A 16090-nucleotide genomic window follows, 5' to 3' on the forward strand; every position below is an offset into this window, starting at 1 on the left:
CGTGGCTGCCCGCAACAAGGCCCGCAAGCGTGCTTTCCAGATCCTCTTCGAGGCCGACCAGCGCGGTGCCTCCGTGCAGGAGGTCCTCGCGGACTGGGTCCGGCACTCGCGGTCCGACGCCCGTCAGCCGCCGGTCAACGAGTACACGATGGAGCTGGTCGAGGGGTACGCGGAGCACGCGCACCGGATCGACGAGCTGATCGCCACGCACGCGGTCGGCTGGACGCTCGACCGGATGCCCGTCGTGGACCGCAACATCCTGCGGCTCGGCGCGTACGAGCTGGTCTGGGTGGACGACACCCCGGACGCCGTGGTGATCGACGAGGCGGTGCAGCTCGCCAAGGAGTTCTCCACGGACGAGTCGCCGTCCTTCGTGAACGGCCTGCTGGGGCGTTTCAAGGACCTGAAGCCGACCCTGCGCGACGCGTAGGCCCTGCTGGAGCCGGGCCGAGCCACGAAGGCCCGCAGCACCGTGGTGCTGCGGGCCTTCGGCGTTCCCGGGCGTCGTGAAGGGGCCGTCCACGAAGGCGCACCCGAGCCAGCCCCGCAGGCCGGGCTCCGGGCAGTCGCTCGCCGTGGTGCCGGCCCGGGGTAGGCGCGGAGGGCGGTCCCGGAGGCGCGGGCATCGGACAGAACACCGCCGGGCCGCGGGTGGTAGCCCCTCCCACGGCCCGGCGGCAACGTTTCTGCTGTTGCGGCGTCAGCCCTCTTCGTGGGCGACAGCGCGACGCGCGTCGGCGTCCAGCACGCCCCAGCTGATCAACTGCTCGGTGAGTACCGACGGCGACTGGTCGTAGATGACGGCGAGCGTGCGCAGGTCGTCCTGGCGGATAGAGAGCACCTTGCCGTTGTAGTCCCCGCGCTGGCTCTGGATGGTCGCCGCATAACGCTGCAGCGGTCCGGCCTTCTCGGCGGGGACGTGGGCAAGACGCTCGAGATCGAGAACGAGCTTCGGCGGCGGCTCGGCGGCACCGCCCGGCGTGGTGCCGGGAAGGAGCTCCTGCACCGGAACACCGTAGAAGTCCGCCAGCTCGGCCAGGCGCTGAACCGTCACGGCGCGGTCCCCGCGCTCGTACGACCCGACGACGACGGCCTTCCAGCGGCCCTGGGACTTCTCCTCCACCCCGTGGAGCGAGAGCCCCTGCTGGGTACGGATGGCGCGGAGCTTGGCCCCGAGCTGTTTTGCGTATTCGCTGGACATATAGCTCCCCGGACGCTGTATCACGTGCGGCTCGGCCGCGCGGCTGGTCACTCACTGTGAAGGTTACGCAGCGTTACTTGGCTGCGTCAAGCCGAATGGTCCGTACGCCCCTCCCGAGGGGGTGGTCGGGGCCTCCCGCGGACCCTGGTAGCGTGGACGTCGCAAAATCCGACGTCCTTTAAGGTCCGTCCCGTGAGGCGGAGAAGGAGGTCCGTTTCGTATGGACGCACACGCTTCCGATGCCGCGCGCCCCGTTCTCGAGGGCCCCGACATCGCGCGGGTACTGACCCGCATCGCCCACGAGATCGTCGAGCGCGCCAAGGGCGCCGACGACGTGGTGCTCCTCGGCATCCCGACCCGCGGCGTCTTCCTGGCCGACCGGCTCGCCGCCAAGCTCGCCGGGATCACCGGCCGCACCATCCCCGTCGGCTCGCTCGACATCACCATGTACCGCGACGACCTGAGGCTCCGTCCCGCCCGTGCGCTCGCGCGGACGGACATCCCGGCCGACGGCATCGACGGCCGGCTGGTCGTCCTCGTCGACGACGTGCTCTTCTCCGGCCGCACCATCCGCGCCGCTCTCGACGCGCTGAACGACATCGGCCGTCCGCGCGCCGTCCAGCTCGCGGTCCTGGTGGACCGGGGCCACCGCGAGCTGCCCATCCGCGCCGACTACGTCGGCAAGAACCTCCCGACGTCGCTGCGGGAGACGGTCAAGGTCCAGCTCTCCGAGGAGGACGGTCGCGACACCGTGCTCCTGGGCGTGCGGGAGACAGCCCGGGCCGGCGAGCAGTAGCAAACCGGTCCGGCCCCCGTCCCGCCCCACGGGCAGCGCTCGCGCGCCCGCATGCCCGCACATCTCCACACCCTGGAGCACACCCAGATGAAGCGTCACCTCATCTCGGCCGCAGACCTCACCCGTGACGACGCCGTCCTGATCCTCGACACCGCCGAGGAGATGGCCCGGGTCGCCGACCGGCCGATCAAGAAGCTGCCCACCCTGCGCGGCCGGACCGTCGTCAACCTCTTCTTCGAGGACTCGACCAGGACCCGGATCTCCTTCGAGGCGGCCGAGAAGCGGCTGTCCGCGGACGTCATCAACTTCGCCGCGAAGGGCTCGTCCGTCTCCAAGGGCGAGTCGCTCAAGGACACCGCCCAGACCCTGGAGGCGATGGGCGTCGACGCCGTCGTCATCCGGCACGGCGCCTCCGGTGCCCCCTACCGGCTCGCGACCTCCGGCTGGATCGACGCCGCGGTCATCAACGCCGGTGACGGCACCCACCAGCACCCCACCCAGGCGCTGCTCGACGCGTTCACCATGCGCCGCCGCCTCGTCGGGCGGGAGGCCGGGCTCGGGCAGGACCTCTCGGGCAGGCGGATCACGATCGTCGGCGACATCCTGCACAGCCGCGTCGCCCGGTCCAACGTGGACCTGCTGCACACCCTCGGCGCGGAGGTCACCCTGGTCGCGCCGCCGACCCTGCTGCCCGTCGGCGTCGGGCACTGGCCCTGCGAGGTCTCCTACGACCTGGACAGCACGCTGCCGAAGAGCGACGCGGTGATGATGCTTCGGGTGCAGCGCGAGCGTATGAACGCGGCCTTCTTCCCGACCGAGCGCGAGTACTCGCGGCGCTACGGACTGGACGGGGACCGCATGGCGAGGATGCCCGAGCACGCCATCGTGATGCACCCCGGGCCCATGGTCCGCGGCATGGAGATCACCGCCGAGGTCGCCGACTCCGACCGCTGCACCGCCGTCGAACAGGTCGCCAACGGCGTGCACACCCGGATGGCGGTCCTCTACCTGCTTCTCGGCGGCAACGAGCCCGCCGTCACCCACGCCCGTACCGAGGAGACGAAGTAACGATGAGCAAGATCCTTATCCGTGGCGCGAAGGTGCTGGGCGGCGAGGCGCGGGACGTACTGGTCGACGGCGAGACCATCGCCGAGGTCGGCACCGGGATCGCGGCCGGCGACGCCACGGTCGTCGAGGCGGAGGGCAGGATCCTGCTGCCCGGCCTGGTCGACCTGCACACCCACCTGCGCGAGCCCGGCCGTGAGGACTCCGAGACGGTCCTCACCGGCACCCGCGCGGCCGCGAGCGGCGGCTACACGGCCGTGTTCGCCATGGCCAACACCTTCCCCGTGGCCGACACCGCCGGAGTCGTCGAGCAGGTGTGGCGCCTCGGCCGGGAGCACGGCTACTGCGACGTCCAGCCGATCGGCGCCGTCACCGTCGGCCTGGAGGGCAGGAAGCTCGCCGAACTCGGCGCCATGCACGACTCCGCCGCCGCCGTCACCGTGTTCTCCGACGACGGCAAGTGTGTCGACGACGCCGTGATCATGCGCCGGGCGCTGGAGTACGTGAAGGCCTTCGGCGGCGTCGTGGCGCAGCACGCGCAGGAGCCCCGGCTCACCGAGGGCGCCCAGATGAACGAGGGCGTCGTCTCCGCCGAACTGGGCCTGGGCGGCTGGCCGGCCGTCGCCGAGGAGTCGATCATCGCCCGGGACGTGCTGCTGGCCGAGCACGTAGGCTCCCGCGTCCACATCTGCCACCTGTCGACCGCCGGCTCCGTCGCGATCGTCCGCTGGGCCAAGTCCCGGGGCATCGACGTCACCGCCGAGGTCACCCCCCACCACCTGCTCCTCACCGACGAACTGGTCCGCACCTACGACCCCGTCTACAAGGTCAACCCGCCCCTGCGCACCGAGCGCGACGTGATGGCGCTGCGCGAGGCCCTGGCCGACGGCACGATCGACATCGTCGCCACGGACCACGCTCCGCACCCGCACGAGGACAAGGACTGCGAGTGGGCCGCGGCCGCGATGGGCATGGTCGGCCTGGAGACCGCGCTCTCCGTCGTCCAGCACACGATGGTCGACACCGGGCTGCTGACCTGGGAGGGCGTCGCCGACCGGATGTCGTTCAAGCCCGCCCGGATCGGCCGCGCCGAGGGCCACGGCCGGCCCGTCTCGGCAGGTGAGCCCGCCAACCTCACCCTGCTCGATCCGGCATACCGTGGAACCGTGGACCCCGCGGGCTTCGCCTCCCGCAGCCGCAACACCCCCTACGAGGGCCGTGAGCTGCCGGGGCGCGTCACCCACACGTTCCTGCGGGGCCGCGCGACGCTCATGGACGGGAAGCTGGCGTGACGACACCACTGATCATTCAGGCGGCCGAAGAGGTCGAGCGGAAGTCGGCGGAGGTGACCGACTGGGCCGCACGGCTCGGCTGGGTCGCCGGACTGCTGCTCTTCGTCGCCCTCGTCTACTGGCTGATGCGCCAGGGGTGGAAGTGGCGGGGCGAGCTCCAGTCCGGGCTGCCCGAACTCCCCGTCCGCCCGTCCGCCGCCACTGACGACGGAGGCGGCGAGCCGCCGTCGGCCGGTATGCCCGGGGACGCCGGTGCGGCCGGGCTCCGGCTCAGCGGCCGCTACCACGGCTCCACGACCGCCGGGCAGTGGCTCGACCGGATCGTCGCCCGGGGCCTCGGCAACCGCAGCCGCGCCGAGCTGACGCTCACCGACGCCGGACTCGACGTCGTCCGCCCCGGGGCCACCGACTTCTTCATCCCGGCCGCGGCCCTGCGCGGGGCCCGTCTCGACAAGGGGATCGCCGGGAAGGTCCTCACCGAGGGCGGTCTGCTGATCGTCACCTGGGAGCACGGCGGCCGGCTGATCGACTCCGGTTTCCGCTCCGACCGGGCGGCCGGGCACACGGCCTGGGTCGAGGCCCTCAACTCCATGACCACGAACGACACGACGGAAGGCGCCGCACGATGACGACCTCCACCAGGGGAACCCGCGTTCCCGCCGTACTCGTCCTGGAGGACGGCCGCACCTTCCGCGGCCGCGCCTACGGGGCCGTGGGGGTGACCTTCGGCGAGGCGGTGTTCTCCACCGGCATGACCGGCTACCAGGAGACCCTCACCGATCCGTCGTACCACCGCCAGGTCGTGGTGATGACCGCCCCGCACGTCGGCAACACCGGCGTCAACGACGAGGACCCCGAGTCGGCCCGCATCTGGGTGTCCGGCTACGTCGTCCGGGACCCCGCCCGCGTCCCCTCGAACTGGCGCTCCCGCCGCTCCCTCGACGAGGAGCTCGCGGCCCAGGGCGTGGTCGGCATCAGCGGTGTCGACACCCGCGCCCTCACCCGCCACCTGCGGGAGCGCGGCGCGATGCGCGTCGGCATCTTCTCCGGCAACGCGCTTCCCGATGAGGGCACGATGCTCGCCGAGGTCCGCCAGGCGCCCGAGATGAAGGGCGCCGACCTCTCGGCGGAGGTCGCGACGAAGGAGACGTACGTCGTCCCCGCGATCGGCCCCGACGGCGAAGCCGTACCGCTCGGCACGGCGAAGTTCACCGTCGCCGCAGTCGACCTCGGCATCAAGGGCATGACCCCGCACCGCATGGCCGAGCGCGGCATCGAGGTGCACGTGCTGCCCGCGACCGCCACCGTCGAGGACGTGTACGCGGTCGGCCCCGACGGCGTGTTCTTCTCCAACGGCCCGGGCGACCCGGCCACCGCCGACCACGCCGTCTCGGTCATGCGGGGGGTGCTGGAACGCGGGACACCGCTGTTCGGCATCTGCTTCGGCAACCAGATCCTGGGCCGGGCGCTGGGCTTCGGCACGTACAAGCTCAAGTACGGCCACCGCGGCATCAACCAGCCCGTGCAGGACCGTACGACCGGCAAGGTCGAGGTCACCGCGCACAACCACGGCTTCGCCGTGGACGCCCCTCTCGACAAGGTCTCCGAGACCCCCTACGGCCGCGCCGAGGTCTCCCACGTCTGCCTCAACGACGACGTGGTGGAGGGCCTCCAGCTGCTCGACCAGCCGGCCTTCAGCGTCCAGTACCACCCCGAAGCGGCCGCGGGCCCGCACGACGCCGCGTACCTGTTCGACCGCTTCGTGTCCCTGATGGAGGGCCAGCGTGCCTAAGCGCACCGATATCCAGTCCGTCCTGGTCATCGGCTCCGGCCCGATCGTCATCGGTCAGGCAGCCGAGTTCGACTACTCCGGCACCCAGGCCTGCCGGGTCCTCAAGTCCGAGGGCCTGCGCGTCATCCTGGTGAACTCCAATCCGGCGACGATCATGACCGACCCGGAGATCGCCGACGCCACGTACGTGGAGCCGATCACCCCCGAGTACGTCGAAAAGATCATCGCCAAGGAGCGCCCCGACGCGCTCCTGCCCACCCTCGGCGGCCAGACCGCGCTCAACACGGCGATCTCCCTGCACGAGGGCGGCACGCTGGAGAAGTACGGCGTCGAACTGATCGGTGCCAACGTCGAGGCCATCAACAAGGGCGAGGACCGCGACCTCTTCAAGGAGGTCGTCGAGGCCGTCAACCGCAAGATCGGCCACGGCGAGTCCGCCCGCTCGGTGATCTGCCACTCCATGGACGACGTGCTCAAGGGGGTCGAGACCCTCGGCGGCTACCCCGTGGTCGTCCGCCCCTCCTTCACCATGGGCGGCGCCGGCTCCGGCTTCGCGCACGACGAGGACGAGCTTCGCCGCATCGCCGGCCAGGGCCTGACCCTGTCTCCCACCACCGAGGTGCTCCTGGAGGAGTCGATCCTCGGCTGGAAGGAGTACGAGCTGGAGCTGATGCGCGACAAGAACGACAACGTCGTGGTCGTCTGCTCCATCGAGAACTTCGACCCCATGGGCGTGCACACCGGCGACTCGATCACGGTCGCGCCCGCGATGACGCTGACCGACCGTGAGTACCAGACCCTGCGCGACATCGGCATCGCCGTCATCCGCGAGGTGGGTGTCGACACCGGCGGCTGCAACATCCAGTTCGCCGTGAACCCCGAGGACGGCCGGGTCATCGTCATCGAGATGAACCCGCGTGTGTCCCGCTCCTCCGCGCTGGCCTCCAAGGCCACCGGATTCCCGATCGCGAAGATCGCGGCCCGGCTCGCCGTGGGCTACACCCTGGATGAGATCCCCAACGACATCACGGAGCAGACGCCGGCCTCCTTCGAGCCGACCCTTGACTACGTGGTCGTCAAGGCCCCGCGCTTCGCCTTCGAGAAGTTCCCCTCCGCGGACAGCACGCTCACCACGACGATGAAGTCCGTGGGCGAGGCCATGGCCATCGGCCGCAACTTCACCGAGGCCCTGCAGAAGGCGCTGCGCTCCCTGGAGAGGAAGGGCAGCCAGTTCGACTTCACCGGCGAGCCCGGCGACAAGGACGAGCTGCTGCGCGAGGCGGGCCGCCCGACCGACGGCCGGATCAACGCGGTGATGGGGGCCATCCGCGCCGGAGCCACCCAGCGGGAGGTCTTCGACGCGTCGAAGATCGACCCGTGGTTCGTCGACCAGCTCTTCCTGATCAAGGAGATCGCCGACGACCTGGCCGCCGCCGAGAAGCTCGACCCCGAGCTGCTGGCCGAGGCCAAGCGGCACGGCTTCTCGGACGCCCAGATCGGCGGCATCCGCGGCCTGCGCGAGGACGTCGTCCGCGAGGTACGCCACGCCCTGGGCATCCGCCCGGTCTACAAGACCGTCGACACCTGCGCAGCCGAGTTCGCCGCGAGGACCCCGTACTTCTACTCGTCCTACGACGAGGAGTCCGAGGTCGCCCCGCGCGAGAAGCCCGCGGTGATCATCCTGGGCTCCGGCCCGAACCGCATCGGCCAGGGCATCGAGTTCGACTACTCCTGCGTCCACGCCTCCTTCGCGCTCCACGACGCGGGCTACGAGACCGTCATGGTCAACTGCAACCCCGAGACGGTCTCCACCGACTACGACACCTCCGACCGGCTCTACTTCGAGCCGCTCACCCTGGAGGACGTCCTGGAGATCGTGCACGCCGAGCAGCTGGCCGGACCGGTCGCCGGCGTCGTCGTCCAGCTCGGCGGACAGACCCCGCTGGGTCTCTCGCAGGCCCTGAAGGACAACGGCGTCCCGATCGTCGGCACGTCCCCCGAGGCCATCCACGCCGCCGAGGACCGCGGCGCCTTCGGCCGGGTCCTCGCCGACGCCGGTCTCCCGGCGCCCAAGCACGGCACCGCGACCACCTTCACCGAGGCCAAGGCCATCGCCGACGAGATCGGCTACCCGGTGCTCGTGCGCCCGTCGTACGTGCTCGGCGGCCGCGGCATGGAGATCGTCTACGACGAGACCCGGCTCCAGGCGTACATCTCGGAGTCCACCGAGATCGGTCCGGACCGGCCGGTCCTGGTCGACCGCTTCCTCGACGACGCCATCGAGATCGACGTGGACGCGCTGTACGACGGCTCCGAGCTGTACCTCGGCGGCGTCATGGAGCACATCGAGGAGGCCGGCATCCACTCCGGCGACTCGGCCTGCGCCCTGCCCCCGATCACGCTCGGCGGCTTCGACGTCAAGCGGCTGCGGGCGTCGACCGAGGCCATCGCCCGCGGCGTCGGGGTGCGCGGACTGATCAACATCCAGTTCGCGATGGCCGGCGACATCCTGTACGTGCTGGAGGCCAACCCGCGCGCCTCCCGCACCGTCCCGTTCACCTCGAAGGCGACCGCCGTGCCGCTGGCCAAGGCCGCAGCCCGGATCTCGCTCGGCGCCACCATCGCCGAACTGCGCGAGGAGGGCCTGCTGCCCGCCCAGGGCGACGGGGGCACGCTCCCGCTGGACGCCCCGATCTCCGTCAAGGAGGCCGTGATGCCGTGGAGCCGCTTCCGCGACATCCACGGACGCGGTGTCGACACGGTCCTCGGCCCGGAGATGCGCTCCACCGGCGAGGTCATGGGCATCGACAACGTCTTCGGCACGGCGTACGCCAAGTCGCAGGCCGGGGCCTACGGGCCGCTGCCCACCAAGGGCCGCGCCTTCATCTCGGTCGCCAACCGGGACAAGCGCTCGATGATCTTCCCGGCCCGGGAGCTGGTCGCGCACGGCTTCGAACTGCTCGCCACGTCGGGCACCGCCGAAGTGCTCAAGCGCAACGGCATCCACGCCACCGTCGTGCGCAAGCAGTCCGAGGGCGAGGGTCCCGGCGGGGAGAGGACCATCGTCCAGCTCATCCACGACGGTCAGGTCGACCTCATCGTCAACACGCCCTACGGCACGGGCGGCCGTCTCGACGGCTACGACATCCGCACCGCTGCCGTGGCCCGCGGCGTGCCCTGCCTGACGACGGTCCAGGCGCTCGCGGCGGCGGTCCAGGGCATCGACGCGCTCAACCTCGGCGGGGTGGGCGTCCGTTCGCTCCAGGAACACGCGGAGCAGCTGACCGCGGCCCGCGACTAGCAGCCCACGAGGGGGACACCGAACCGGTGTCCCCCTCTTCGTGAGGACACCCGTCCTCGTGAGGACACACAGGACACCACTGAGATGTACAAGCTCTTCTTCAACCTGGTCTTCAAGCGGATGGACCCGGAGGAGGCCCACCACCTCGCCTTCCGGTGGATCCGGCTCGCGGTCCGCGTCCCGGTGCTGCGTACGTTCGTCGCCGCCGTGCTCGCACCCCGCTACGAGGAACTGCGCACCGAGGCCCTGGGGCTGCGGATGCACGGCCCGTTCGGGCTGGCCGCCGGGTTCGACAAGAACGCCGTCGCCATCGACGGCATGTCCATGCTCGGGTTCGACCACGTCGAGATCGGCACCGTCACGGCACAGCCCCAGCCGGGCAATCCCCGCAAGAGGCTCTTCCGCCTTGTGCCGGACCGGGGGCTGATCAACCGCATGGGCTTCAACAACGACGGTTCCGCCGCCGTCGCCGCCCGGCTCGCCGCCCGCCGGGAGATCTTCCGGACGGTCGTCGGCGTCAACATCGGCAAGACCAAGGTCGTCCCCGAGGGCGAGGCCGTCGGCGACTACGTGACCTCCACCGAGCGGCTCGCCGCCCACGCGGACTACCTCGTCGTCAACGTCAGCTCGCCGAACACTCCCGGCCTGCGCAACCTCCAGGCCACGGAGGCGCTGCGCCCCCTGCTCAGCGCGGTGCGCGAGGCCGCCGACCGCACGGTCACCGGCCGCCGCGTCCCCCTCCTGGTCAAGATCGCCCCGGATCTCGCCGACGAGGACGTGGACGCCGTCGCGGACCTCGCCGTCGAGCTGGGCCTCGACGGCATCATCGCCACCAACACCACCATCGCCCGCGACGGTCTCGGCCTGAAGTCGGACCCGGCGCTGGTGAAGGAGACCGGTGGGCTCTCCGGCGCCCCCGTCAAGGAGCGCTCCCTGGAGGTGCTCCGCCGCCTGTACGCGCGAGTGGGCGACCGCATCACCCTCGTGGGTGTCGGCGGCATCGAGAACGCCGAGGACGCCTGGCAGCGCATCCTGGCGGGGGCCACGCTCGTCCAGGGCTACAGCGCCTTCGTCTACGAGGGCCCGTTCTACGCCCGGGCCGTCCACAAGGGCCTGGCCGCCCGGCTCGCCGCGAGCCCCTACGCCACCCTTGCCGAGGCCGTCGGCGCCGAGACCCGAAAGGCAGCCACCTCATGAGCCCTCTGGAACCGTTCGGCACCCGTCTGCGCCGCGCCATGGACACCCGCGGCCCCCTGTGCGTGGGGATCGATCCGCACGCCTCACTGCTCACCGCCTGGGGGCTGAACGACGACGTCAACGGCCTGGAACGGTTCACCCGTACGGTGGTCGAGGCTCTGGCCGACCGGGTCGCCGTCCTCAAGCCGCAGTCCGCGTTCTTCGAGCGCTTCGGCTCGCGCGGCATCGGGGTGCTGGAGAAGGCCGTGGAGGACTCCCGGGCCGCCGGCGCACTGGTCCTGATGGACGCGAAGCGCGGTGACATCGGCTCCACCATGGGCGCCTACGCGGAGGCGTTCCTCCGGAAGGACTCGCCGCTCTTCTCCGACGCCGTGACGGTGTCGCCGTACCTCGGCTTCGGTTCGCTGCGCCCGGCGCTCGACCAGGCCGTCCTCAGCGGCTGCGGGGTGTTCGTCCTCGCGCTGACCTCCAACCCGGAGGGCGCCGAGGTCCAGCGCGCCACCGCGTCCGGCGGAGGCTCGCTCGCCCAGCTCATGCTGAACCACATGGCCGACGAGAACGCCGGGGCGGATCCGATGGGCCCGGTCGGCGCCGTGGTCGGCGCCACGCTCGGCGACGCGGGCGTGGACCTGGACATCAACGGCCCGCTCCTCGCGCCGGGCATCGGCGCCCAGGGCGCGACCCCCGCCGACCTGCCCGGCGTCTTCGGTCCCGCCGTGCGCAACGTCGTGCCGAGCGTCAGCCGCGGCATCCTGCGCCACGGACCGGACGCGGCCTCCCTGCGCGGGGCCGCGGAGCGCTTCGCCGACGAGGTCCGTGCAGCGGTCGACGGCGCGTAGGCGTACGCGAGGGACGGCCCGGGAACCCGTGCCCCAGCCGTCCGGGAGACGTTCGGGTCCGTTCCGAGGCTGCTCCCGGTCGGTTCCGGGGGCCCGCCCCGGGGTCGGGACCGGCTCTCCGGGGCGGAGCCATGCCCTCCGAGGGCCCTGCCGAAGCACTCGGCAGGGCCCTCATCTGCGTCTTCGACCGACGCTTTCTTGACAGAAAGCGGGTCAGTATGTCTGGAATATCCAGGTCGGCCGATGCTGACCAGGACTTTTCCGCTGTTCTCGCTGACTGGAGCGGTCTCGGCCGCTAGTCTCCGTCGAGAGTCAGCGATGCAACGGCCACTGCGTTGTTCGTTGCTCGCCTGGTGAGAGCCGACTAGGTTCCTCACCGGTCCGTATCCGACAGTTCGACATCCGAGGTGACGTAGGCGTGGCTCTTCCGCCCCTTACCCCTGAACAGCGCGCAGCCGCGCTCGAAAAGGCCGCCGCGGCTCGCCGGGAGCGGGCCGAGGTCAAGAATCGACTCAAGCACTCCGGCGCCTCCCTCCACGAGGTCATCAAGCAGGGCCAGGAGAACAACGTCATCGGCAAGATGAAGGTCTCCGCCCTGCTCGAGTCGCTCCCCGGCGTCGGCAAGGTCCGTGCCAAGCAGATCATGGAGCGACTGGGCATCTCCGAGAGCCGCCGTGTGCGGGGTCTCGGCTCGAACCAGATCGCGTCGCTCGAGCGCGAGTTCGGCGGCGGCGCCGCCTGACGTTCCCGGGCACTCCCGAGAACCTGGATAATCGCTGCATGGCAGCAGAGGTACGTCCGCGGCTGACCGTGCTCTCCGGCCCCTCCGGGGTCGGCAAGAGCACGGTCGTCGCCCATATGCGCAAGGTCCACCCCGAGGTCTGGCTCTCGGTGTCGGCCACCACCCGGAAGCCGCGCCCCGGCGAACGTCACGGTGTCCAGTACTTCTTCGTCGGCGACGACGAGTTCGACAAACTGGTCGCCAACGGCGAGCTGCTGGAATGGGCAGAGTTCGCGGGCAATCGCTACGGCACTCCGCGCCGTGCGGTCCAGGAGCGCCTGGAGGCAGGCGAACCGGTGCTCCTGGAGATCGACCTCCAGGGCGCGCGTCAGGTCAAGGAGTCCATGCCGGACTCCCAGCTGGTCTTCCTGGCCCCGCCGAGCTGGGACGAACTGGTCCGCCGCCTCACCGGCCGCGGTACCGAGGCCCCCGAGGTCATCGAGCGCCGCCTCGAGGCGGCGAAGGTCGAGATGGCCGCGGAGTCCGAGTTCGACACCACCCTGGTCAACACCTCCGTCGAGGACGTCGCGCGCGAGCTGCTAGCCTTGATGGAAGTTGTCTGATCTTTCTGATTTCCCCGTAGTTTCTTCGGAAGGCTAGAGCGTGTCCTCTTCCATCACCGCGCCCGAGGGCATTATCAACCCGCCGATCGACGAGCTGCTCGAGGCGACCGACTCGAAGTACAGCCTGGTGATCTACGCGGCCAAGCGCGCGCGTCAGATCAACGCGTACTACTCGCAGCTCGGTGAGGGTCTCCTCGAGTACGTCGGTCCGCTGGTGGACACCCACGTGCATGAGAAGCCGCTCTCGATCGCGTTGCGCGAGATCAACGCGGGCCTGCTGACCTCCGAGGCCATCGAGGGCCCGGCCCAGTAGTACCCGGCCCGGGGCCGGCCGCAGTCGCCCCCGGGAGCAAGCGGCACTGTCACCACAGGCCCGGCGGAGCATCCGCCGGGCCTGTGGTGTGTCATAGAGGCGATACGTATCGCCATCGGTGGGGAGCGGGAGACGCAGTGGACAAGCCGAAGGTCGTTCTGGGTGTCAGCGGCGGCATCGCCGCCTACAAGGCGTGCGAGCTGCTGCGCCGGCTGACCGAGTCCGGACACGACGTCCGGGTGGTGCCCACCGCCTCCGCGCTCCAGTTCGTCGGTGCCGCGACCTGGTCGGCCCTCTCGGGGCACCCGGTCTCCACCGAGGTCTGGTCGGACGTCCACGACGTCCCGCACGTGCGGATCGGGCAGGGTGCCGACCTCGTCGTCGTCGCCCCGGCCACCGCCGACGTGCTCGCCAGGGCCGCCCACGGCCTCGCCGACGACCTGCTGACGAACACCCTGCTCACCGCCCGCTGTCCGGTCGTCTTCGCGCCCGCGATGCACACCGAGATGTGGGAGCACCCCGCCACCCGGGAGAACGTGGCGACGCTGCGCCGCCGCGGCGCGGTCGTCGTCGAACCCGCGGTCGGCCGGCTCACCGGCGTCGACACCGGCAAGGGCCGGCTGCCGGAGCCCGGTGAGATCTTCGAGGTCTGCCGCAGGGTGCTGGCCCGCGGCGCGGCCGCCCCGGATCTCGCCGGCCGTCACGTGGTGGTGAGCGCGGGCGGGACCCGCGAGCCGCTCGACCCGGTCCGGTACCTGGGGAACCGCTCCTCCGGCAAGCAGGGCTACGCGCTGGCCCGCACCGCCGCGGCCCGCGGGGCCCGGGTGACACTGATCGAGGCCAACACCGGTATGGTCGACCCGGCCGGCGCCGACGTGGTCCACGTCGGCACCGCGGTGCAGTTGCGTGAGGCGGTGCTGAAGGCCGCCGCCGACGCCGACGTGGTCGTGATGGCCGCGGCCGTCGCCGACTTCCGCCCGGCCGCGTACGCCGAGGGAAAGATCAAGAAGAGGGATGGCCAGGAGCCCGCGCCGATCGCGCTGGTGCGCAACCCCGACATCCTCGCCGAGATCTCCGCGGAGCGGGCCCGTCCGGGGCAGTTGGTGGTGGGTTTCGCCGCCGAGACCGACGACGTGCTCGCCAACGGCCGGGAGAAGCTCCGCCGCAAGGGCTGCGACCTGCTGGTCGTCAACGAGGTGGGGGAGCGGAAGACCTTCGGCTCGGAGGAGAACGAGGCGGTGGTCCTGGCCGCGGACGGGGCCGAGACACCGGTTCCGTACGGACCCAAGGAAGGACTCGCGGACACGGTCTGGGACCTGGTCGGGGCCCGGCTGGCGTGACGCGCCCCGCGCGGCGGTCCCGGTGGCGGGGTGTGACGAAGCGCTCACTCCCGGGTCCCGCCCGGTGGACACGCCGGAACCGGGTGAATCCGGAATGAATTTCTCATCCCTCGCGAAGGACGCGTCAAATCTGGCGAATCCGCCCCTTCCGGGCGCATGTCGCCGTCGCCCGTGCCCGGGCGACGGGTGATTCGGCCGACGGTGGGCCGCCCAGGGTGCGAGACGCTGGTCCGGTCGACGGGAGTGCCCGATAAACTGTCCCTCGGACACGACGCGGGGCGCAGCCCCCCGGCCGGTCCACCAATGATCAGCCAGCAGCCGCTGCAACCCCAGGGAGCGTTGTGTCCCGTCGCCTGTTCACCTCGGAGTCCGTGACCGAAGGTCACCCCGACAAGATCGCTGACCAGATCAGCGACACCATTCTCGACGCACTGCTTCGCGAGGACCCCACGTCGCGCGTCGCCGTGGAGACGTTGATCACCACCGGCCTGGTGCACGTCGCAGGTGAGGTGACCACCAAGGCGTGGGCGGACATTCCCACGCTGGTGCGCAACAAGATCCTCGAGATCGGCTACGACTCCTCGAAGAAGGGCTTCGACGGCGCCTCCTGCGGTGTCTCCGTCTCCATCGGGTCCCAGTCGCCCGACATCGCCCAGGGTGTCGACACCGCCTACGAGAGCCGGGTCGAGGGCGATGACGACGAACTCGACAAGCAGGGTGCCGGCGACCAGGGCCTGATGTTCGGGTACGCCTGCGACGAGACCCCCGAGCTGATGCCGCTGCCGATCTACCTCGCGCACCGGCTGTCCCGCCGTCTCTCCGAGGTCCGGAAGAACGGCACCATCCCGTACCTGCGCCCGGACGGCAAGACCCAGGTCACCATCGAGTACGACGGCGACAAGGCCGTCCGTCTCGACACGGTCGTGGTCTCCTCGCAGCACGCGTCCGACATCGACCTGGACTCGCTGCTCGCGCCGGACATCCGTGAGTTCGTCGTCGAGTACGTGCTGAAGGAGCTCGTCGAGGACGGCATCAAGCTGGACACGGACGGCTACCGGCTGCTGGTCAACCCGACCGGCCGCTTCGAGATCGGCGGCCCGATGGGCGACGCCGGCCTGACCGGCCGCAAGATCATCATCGACACCTACGGCGGCATGGCCCGCCACGGCGGTGGCGCGTTCTCCGGCAAGGACCCGTCCAAGGTCGACCGCTCGGCCGCCTACGCGATGCGCTGGGTCGCCAAGAACGTCGTGGCCGCCGGCCTCGCCTCGCGCTGCGAGGTCCAGGTCGCGTACGCGATCGGCAAGGCGGAGCCCGTCGGCCTGTTCGTCGAGACCTTCGGCACCGCCGCGGTCGACGTCGAGAAGATCGAGAACGCCATCGGAGAGGTCTTCGACCTGCGCCCGGCCGCGATCATCCGCGACCTCGACCTGCTTCGCCCGATCTACTCCCAGACAGCCGCCTACGGCCACTTCGGCCGTACGCTCCCCGACTTCACCTGGGAGCGTACGGACCGCGTCGACGCGCTGCGCGCGGCGGCGGGCCTCTGACGGCACCCGCTCGGCACGAGGGGCCCCGGACCGGACAGGTCCGGGGCCCCTCGCGTGTTC

The 16090-nt window shown here is 70.8% G+C and carries 15 protein-coding genes; 14 read left to right on the forward strand and 1 reads right to left on the reverse strand.

The features are described from left to right. Position 1: 1 nt before the first annotated feature. Entirely contained in the window at positions 2-430 is a 429-nt protein-coding gene (nusB, locus tag FEF34_RS32380; RefSeq protein ID WP_138056333.1) for a transcription antitermination factor NusB, read from the forward strand. 270 nt (positions 431-700) lie between these two features. Here nusB and bldD read toward each other — a convergent pair whose 3' ends face one another. Then, positions 701-1201, reverse strand: coding sequence for a transcriptional regulator BldD (gene bldD / locus FEF34_RS32385; RefSeq protein ID WP_017945577.1), 501 nt, complete (start codon positions 1199-1201; stop codon positions 701-703). Between the two features lie 220 nt (positions 1202-1421). On the opposite strand from bldD, the gene pyrR reads away from it, so the two are divergent. From pyrR to metK, 13 genes are all read left to right on the forward strand, one after another. Continuing rightward, the gene (pyrR, locus tag FEF34_RS32390) at positions 1422-1997 is read left to right on the forward strand and encodes a bifunctional pyr operon transcriptional regulator/uracil phosphoribosyltransferase PyrR (RefSeq protein ID WP_138056334.1); all 576 of its coding nucleotides are present in this window, start codon (positions 1422-1424) and stop codon (positions 1995-1997) included. Positions 1998-2084: 87 nt separating this feature from the next. After that, entirely contained in the window at positions 2085-3065 is a 981-nt protein-coding gene (locus FEF34_RS32395) for an aspartate carbamoyltransferase catalytic subunit (RefSeq protein ID WP_138057862.1), read from the forward strand. A gap of 2 nt (positions 3066-3067) precedes the next feature. Continuing rightward, positions 3068-4354: a dihydroorotase gene (locus FEF34_RS32400; RefSeq protein WP_138056335.1), complete on the forward strand. Its 1287-nt coding sequence runs from the start codon at positions 3068-3070 to the stop codon at positions 4352-4354. Continuing rightward, complete coding sequence (locus FEF34_RS32405) at positions 4351-4983, forward strand: PH-like domain-containing protein (RefSeq protein WP_138056336.1); 633 nt, start codon at positions 4351-4353, stop codon at positions 4981-4983. The genes FEF34_RS32400 and FEF34_RS32405 overlap by 4 nt, the downstream gene beginning before the upstream one ends. Beyond that, positions 4980-6146 (forward strand): glutamine-hydrolyzing carbamoyl-phosphate synthase small subunit, encoded by a 1167-nt coding sequence (gene carA, locus FEF34_RS32410; RefSeq protein ID WP_138056337.1) that lies wholly within the window; start codon positions 4980-4982, stop codon positions 6144-6146. Before FEF34_RS32405 ends, carA begins: the two co-directional genes overlap by 4 nt. Next, positions 6139-9447 (forward strand): carbamoyl-phosphate synthase large subunit, encoded by a 3309-nt coding sequence (gene carB / locus FEF34_RS32415; RefSeq protein ID WP_138056338.1) that lies wholly within the window; start codon positions 6139-6141, stop codon positions 9445-9447. Before carA ends, carB begins: the two co-directional genes overlap by 8 nt. Before the next feature lie 84 nt (positions 9448-9531). Next, complete coding sequence (locus FEF34_RS32420; RefSeq protein ID WP_138056339.1) at positions 9532-10644, forward strand: quinone-dependent dihydroorotate dehydrogenase; 1113 nt, start codon at positions 9532-9534, stop codon at positions 10642-10644. Then, positions 10641-11483, forward strand: coding sequence for an orotidine-5'-phosphate decarboxylase (gene pyrF, locus FEF34_RS32425; protein ID WP_138056340.1), 843 nt, complete (start codon positions 10641-10643; stop codon positions 11481-11483). The genes FEF34_RS32420 and pyrF overlap by 4 nt, the downstream gene beginning before the upstream one ends. A gap of 418 nt (positions 11484-11901) precedes the next feature. Next, on the forward strand, positions 11902-12225 hold the full coding sequence (locus tag FEF34_RS32430) for an integration host factor (protein WP_093658266.1): 324 nt from the start codon (positions 11902-11904) through the stop codon (positions 12223-12225). 38 nt (positions 12226-12263) lie between these two features. Further along, the gene (gmk, locus tag FEF34_RS32435) at positions 12264-12827 is read left to right on the forward strand and encodes a guanylate kinase (RefSeq protein WP_138056341.1); all 564 of its coding nucleotides are present in this window, start codon (positions 12264-12266) and stop codon (positions 12825-12827) included. Positions 12828-12867: 40 nt separating this feature from the next. Next, on the forward strand, positions 12868-13140 hold the full coding sequence (rpoZ, locus tag FEF34_RS32440; protein WP_005319902.1) for a DNA-directed RNA polymerase subunit omega: 273 nt from the start codon (positions 12868-12870) through the stop codon (positions 13138-13140). 137 nt (positions 13141-13277) lie between these two features. Next, a complete protein-coding gene (coaBC, locus tag FEF34_RS32445; RefSeq protein WP_138056342.1) occupies positions 13278-14480 on the forward strand; it encodes a bifunctional phosphopantothenoylcysteine decarboxylase/phosphopantothenate--cysteine ligase CoaBC in 1203 nt (400 codons plus the stop codon). A gap of 341 nt (positions 14481-14821) precedes the next feature. Continuing rightward, entirely contained in the window at positions 14822-16030 is a 1209-nt protein-coding gene (gene metK / locus FEF34_RS32450; RefSeq protein WP_138056343.1) for a methionine adenosyltransferase, read from the forward strand. Positions 16031-16090 lie beyond the last annotated feature (60 nt).

This window comes from Streptomyces marianii, from assembly GCF_005795905.1.
Taxonomy (GTDB): Bacteria; Actinomycetota; Actinomycetes; order Streptomycetales; family Streptomycetaceae; genus Streptomyces; species Streptomyces marianii.

What these genes read in the sequence shown, in the direction of transcription:
- bldD (WP_017945577.1), bottom strand. Translation starts at nt 1,201, where the DNA reads ATGTCCAGCGAATACGCAAAACAGCTCGGGGCCAAGCTCCGCGCCATC.
- pyrR (WP_138056334.1), top strand. Translation starts at nt 1,422, where the DNA reads ATGGACGCACACGCTTCCGATGCCGCGCGCCCCGTTCTCGAGGGCCCC.
- FEF34_RS32395 (WP_138057862.1), top strand. Translation starts at nt 2,085, where the DNA reads ATGAAGCGTCACCTCATCTCGGCCGCAGACCTCACCCGTGACGACGCC.
- FEF34_RS32400 (WP_138056335.1), top strand. Translation starts at nt 3,068, where the DNA reads ATGAGCAAGATCCTTATCCGTGGCGCGAAGGTGCTGGGCGGCGAGGCG.
- carA (WP_138056337.1), top strand. Translation starts at nt 4,980, where the DNA reads ATGACGACCTCCACCAGGGGAACCCGCGTTCCCGCCGTACTCGTCCTG.
- FEF34_RS32420 (WP_138056339.1), top strand. Translation starts at nt 9,532, where the DNA reads ATGTACAAGCTCTTCTTCAACCTGGTCTTCAAGCGGATGGACCCGGAG.
- pyrF (WP_138056340.1), top strand. Translation starts at nt 10,641, where the DNA reads ATGAGCCCTCTGGAACCGTTCGGCACCCGTCTGCGCCGCGCCATGGAC.
- gmk (WP_138056341.1), top strand. Translation starts at nt 12,264, where the DNA reads ATGGCAGCAGAGGTACGTCCGCGGCTGACCGTGCTCTCCGGCCCCTCC.